This window comes from Guyparkeria sp. (assembly GCF_046540515.1).
In the GTDB taxonomy this organism is placed as follows: domain Bacteria; phylum Pseudomonadota; class Gammaproteobacteria; order Halothiobacillales; family Halothiobacillaceae; genus Guyparkeria.
Genome location: NZ_JBKHFB010000103.1, coordinates 1 through 4,355 on the forward strand (window position 1 = coordinate 1; position 4,355 = coordinate 4,355).

A 4,355-nucleotide genomic window follows, 5' to 3' on the forward strand; every position below is an offset into this window, starting at 1 on the left:
TGCTGCGCCCCGGGCTGCCGGCGGCCGAATGCGCCGAGCTCGGCCCGGTGGCCTGCGTGGCGCTGGGCCGGGCGCTGGGGCCGCTGGTGACGCCGATGACGGAGCTGCACTACCGCTGGCCCAACGACGTGCTGCTCAACGGCGGCAAGGTGGCGGGGATCTGGCTCGACGCCGGCGGCCCGGCCGAGGCGCTCGACTGGCTGGCGCTGAGCTGGGCGCTCAATCTCACGGCCGTGCCCGCCGGGCTCGCCGGCGAGGCGGCGGCGCTGGCCGGCGAGGGGCGCAACGACGCAATCGACGGTGGCGAGCTCTTCCGCGCGATCGTGCGCGAGCTGTTGACTGCCATCATGGCCTGGGATGAATCGGGCTTCACGCCGCTGCTGCGCAGCTGGCGCAATCGCATGCCCGAGCAGGAATCGGTGTCCATCCGCATCGACGCGGGGCCGGGCGTGAGCGGAACGCCACAGGGCGTGGACGACGCGGGCGGGCTCACGCTCGCGACCGCCGACGGCACCCGGAGGTTGTCGCTGCTGGATTTTTTCTTGGCCGGTGCGGACGACCAGGAGGGCTATCATGACGGCTGAACCCGGTGTCTGCTGCCTCGAGCCCGCCACGGGGCCGCAACGCATCCACTTCTTCGAGGACGACCACTATGGCCTCGACGACATCCCGGAGATGTTTCGCCTGGGCACGCTCGAGGCCGACCCCGAGGGGCGCGTGCGGCTGGCGCTGGCCCCCGCGGAGATCCGTGAGCTCAAGGTGATGGCGGACGCCTACAGCTTCGATATGCCGGAAGGCCTCGTCCATCTGATCGCGGACCTGCACCGCTTCGCCGGCGAGCGCGGCGCGCCGCGCTACGTCTTCGTCGAGGTGGATTAGCGGACGGCGGGCCGGGTGGCGGGACGCGCCCGCCACCCGGTCGGGGCGGATCTCAGCTCGAGCTGCCGGCGGGCGCCCCGGAGCCCTTCGGCGGAGTGGAGCCTGCTCCGTCCTCAGGGCGCTCGATACGGCCCTCGCGCTTGAGCTCCTCGAGCCAGAGGTCGTGGTGCTCGCGCGCCCACTCTTCGTCGACGTAGCCGGTGGCCATGCCCTCGAACGCACCCTCGGTGCCGGCCGTGCCGATGTAGATGTGGCCGAAGGCCAGTGCGATCCAGAACATGCCGACGGTCGCGTGGATCAGGTTGGCGACCTGCACAATGCCGCGATCCTGGCCGAACCCGGGGAAGTCCAGGATCAGGCCCGTGATGCACACGGCGCCGCCCCCGATGACGATGAACCAGAACCAGACCTTCTCGCCGCCGTTCATGCGCCCGGCCGAGGCGTGCTGCTTGCCCATGCCGCCGCCCTTGCGGAACCACTCCAGGTCGGTCTTGTTCGGGATGTTGTGCCGGATCCAGGCGATGATCATCACCAGCACGGCCGCGGTGAACACCGGACCGATGAAGTTGTGCAGCACCTTGGACAGGTTCGCCCAGACGGAGAAGCCGACGTCGCCGAACAGCGGGATCAGCACGGCGCGGCCGAACAGCAGTGACAGGCCCGTGATCGCCAACACGATGAACGAGATCGCGGTGAACCAGTGCAGTCCGCGCTCCCAGGTACGCCAGCGCAGGACCTTGCGCCCGGAGCGTTTCTCCAGCCGGTTGGGTCCGTGCAGAGCGTGGAAGCCGCCGATGGCGACCAGCGACAGGGCCATGATCCAGGGCACGATGCCCGCGACCGGCCCATTGCGCAGATTGCGCCAGTTCTCGCCGCCGTTCTGCATGAAGTTGTTGGTGACATAGGGGCCCCTGGCCGTCGTGATGCCCTCGGTGCTGTCGCGGGCATCGCGCCAGGTCTCGGCACGCGGATTCTGATTCTCGTCCTTCCAGGAGCGTGCCTGCGCCTCCTCGTCCATCTCGGCGGCGGCGGCATCGTCGATCAGGCCCACGTAGACGTAGCCCGACAGCGGCGCGACCATCGCCCCGACCAGGATGATGGCGAGGCTCCACAGCATCGCCCGTTTGTGCGCGCGCCGCCCCCGCTGGGTGGATTGTGTTGAAGCCGTAGTCATAACCAGTTCCTCTTAGCGATAGGCACCGCCATAGTTGGCCAAGCGATCGCGCAATGCCCGCTGTTGCTCAGTACTACGCGTACGTTCGTCCTCGAGCCTCTCCGCCTGGGCGCCGGATACCCAGGGCTCCGAGATCGAGCCCGAGCAGCCGACAAGCAGGCCCAGCGCCGCCGCGATCGTCGCCCATCGCAGGTTGCGTTGACTCATGGTGACATCCCCCCTCAGCGGTCGGTGGCTGCCTGCTCGAAGCGCTCATCGAGCTGGTTGCGCAGATCGTCGTCCGACTCGAGCTTGTCGAGCAGGGGATCGTCCGCGCCCTTGTAGACGCCCGGCTCGTACTGAGTCGGCGTCGTGTCCTCGTAGCAGCCCGCCAGCGCGAACGCGGCGAGCAGCATCAGCGCGGGTAGCGTCATTCGTTTCATCGTGGGTCCCCCCGCGCCGGCGTTCACACGCCGGCGCCGTAGGCCTTCTTCCAGCCCCAGGTCTCGGGCCGGCCCGAACGCCGCATCACGCGCTTGAGGTAGATGTCGGCGACCATCTCGCCGTCGCCGGCGAGCAACGCCTTGGTCGCGCACATCTCGGCGCAGGCGGGCAGCTTGCCCTCGGCGACACGGTTGGCGCCGTACTTCGCGTATTCCGCCTCGGTGTTGTCGTCCTCGGGGCCGCCGGCGCAGAAGGTGCACTTGTCCATCTTGCCGCGATCGTTGAATGCCGACTCCTCGGGGAACTGCGGCGCGCCGAACGGGCAGGCGTAGAAGCAGTAGCCGCAGCCGATGCACAGGTCCTTGTCGTGGAGGACGATGCCGTCGGTGGTGGTGTAGAAGCAGTCCACCGGGCACACCGCCGCACAGGGCGCGTCGGTGCAGTGCATGCAGGCGACGGATACCGACTTCTCGCCGGGCTCGCCGTCGTCGAGGGTGATCACGCGGCGGCGGTTGATGCCCCACGGCACCTCGTTTTCGTTCTTGCAGGCGGTGACGCAGGCGTTGCACTCGATGCAGCGTTCGGCGTCACAGAGGAATTTCATTCGTGCCATGTCGATACTCCTGACAGCGGCGCGTTAGGCCGCGGTAATCTCGCAGAGGGTGGCCTTGGTTTCCTGCATCTGGGTAACCGAGTCGTAGCCGTAGGTCGTGGCCGTGTTGCAGGCCTCGCCCCGGATGTACGGCGCCGTGCCCTCGGGATAGCGATCGACGAGATCCTCGCCCTGGAACCAGCCGCCGAAGTGGAACGGCGTCCAGACGACGCCGCGGCCCACGCGCGGGGTCACCATGGCGACGACCTTGATGCGGCCGCCCTCGGGTCCCTCGAGCCACACCCACTGACCGTCCTGGATCTGGCGGTCGTTGGCGTCGGCCGTGTTGATCTCGACGAACATGTCCTGCTGCAGCTCGGCCAGCCAGGGGTTGGAGCGGGTTTCCTCGCCGCCGCCCTCGTACTCGGTCAGGCGTCCGCTGATGAAGGTGAGCGGATAGTCGCCCGAGTAGTCGGTCGACTGGATCGACTCGTACGCCGTGGGCAGGCGCCAGAAGGCCTTGCGGTCCTCGTAGGTCGGGTACTTCTCGACCAGGTCGTAACGCTGGGTGTACAGCGGCTCGCGGTGTACCGGCACCGGGTCGGGGAACTGCCATACGATCGCCCGCGCCTTGGCGTTGCCGAACGGCGCGCATTCGTGCTCGATCGCCACGCGCTGGATGCCACCCGAGAGGTCGGTCTTCCAGTTGACGCTGTCGAGCTTCTCGCCCGGCTCGCCCTCGTCGAAGCTCATGTCCTCGATGGGCGTGTCGTCATCGACACCGGCCACCGACTTGATCGTCTCGACTTCCTCGTCGGTGAGCTCGGTATGCCAGCCGAGGTCGCGGAGCATGCCGAAGGTGAACTCGGGATAGCCGTCGTCGATGTCGGAATCCTTCGAGTACGAGCCCTCGGCGAGGATGTTGTTGCCGTCGTGCTCGGTGCCGAAGCGGGCACGGAAGGTCAGGCCCCCCTCCGATACCGGGATCGACGTGTCGTACAGGATGGGCGTGCCCGGATGTCCCATCTCGGGCGTCCCCCAGCACGGCCAGGGCAGGCCGTAGACCTCGCCGTCGACGTCGGTGCCCTCGGCGCGCAGCGTCGTCGTGTTGAACGCGCCACGATTCTCCAGATGGGCCTTGAGCCGCTCCGGGCTCTGGCCGGTGTAGCCGATGGTCCAGGTGCCGCGGTTGATCTCGCGCAGGGTGTCCTCGACATTCGGCATGCCGTCGTCGTCGATCGAGATGTTCTTGAACATCTCGTCGGCGAAGCCGAACTTCTGCGCGAA

The 4,355-nt window shown here is 67.9% G+C and carries 7 protein-coding genes; 2 read left to right on the forward strand and 5 right to left on the reverse strand.

Features of this window, described 5'->3' with window-relative positions:
* A partial coding sequence (locus tag ACLFRM_RS09035; protein WP_410755410.1) for a biotin--[acetyl-CoA-carboxylase] ligase occupies positions 1-584 on the forward strand: 584 nt, incomplete at its 5' end.
* Positions 574-879 (forward strand): hypothetical protein, encoded by a 306-nt coding sequence (locus ACLFRM_RS09040; RefSeq protein WP_410755411.1) that lies wholly within the window; start codon positions 574-576, stop codon positions 877-879. The genes ACLFRM_RS09035 and ACLFRM_RS09040, both read left to right, overlap by 11 nt.
* A 52-nt stretch (positions 880-931) precedes the next feature.
* On the opposite strand, the gene ACLFRM_RS09045 is transcribed toward ACLFRM_RS09040, so the two are convergent.
* From ACLFRM_RS09045 to ACLFRM_RS09065, 5 genes are all read right to left on the reverse strand, one after another.
* Positions 932-2,053, reverse strand: coding sequence for a formate dehydrogenase subunit gamma (locus tag ACLFRM_RS09045; RefSeq protein ID WP_410755412.1), 1,122 nt, complete (start codon positions 2,051-2,053; stop codon positions 932-934).
* Between the two features lie 12 nt (positions 2,054-2,065).
* Positions 2,066-2,260: a hypothetical protein gene (locus ACLFRM_RS09050; RefSeq protein ID WP_410755413.1), complete on the reverse strand. Its 195-nt coding sequence runs from the start codon at positions 2,258-2,260 to the stop codon at positions 2,066-2,068.
* A 14-nt stretch (positions 2,261-2,274) separates the two neighbouring features.
* Complete coding sequence (locus ACLFRM_RS09055; protein ID WP_410755414.1) at positions 2,275-2,475, reverse strand: hypothetical protein; 201 nt, start codon at positions 2,473-2,475, stop codon at positions 2,275-2,277.
* A gap of 23 nt (positions 2,476-2,498) precedes the next feature.
* The gene (fdh3B, locus tag ACLFRM_RS09060) at positions 2,499-3,089 is read right to left on the reverse strand and encodes a formate dehydrogenase FDH3 subunit beta (protein WP_410755415.1); all 591 of its coding nucleotides are present in this window, start codon (positions 3,087-3,089) and stop codon (positions 2,499-2,501) included.
* Positions 3,090-3,113: 24 nt separating this feature from the next.
* Positions 3,114-4,355 (reverse strand): formate dehydrogenase subunit alpha (locus ACLFRM_RS09065; RefSeq protein WP_410755416.1); only part of this gene is annotated, 1,242 nt, incomplete at its 5' end.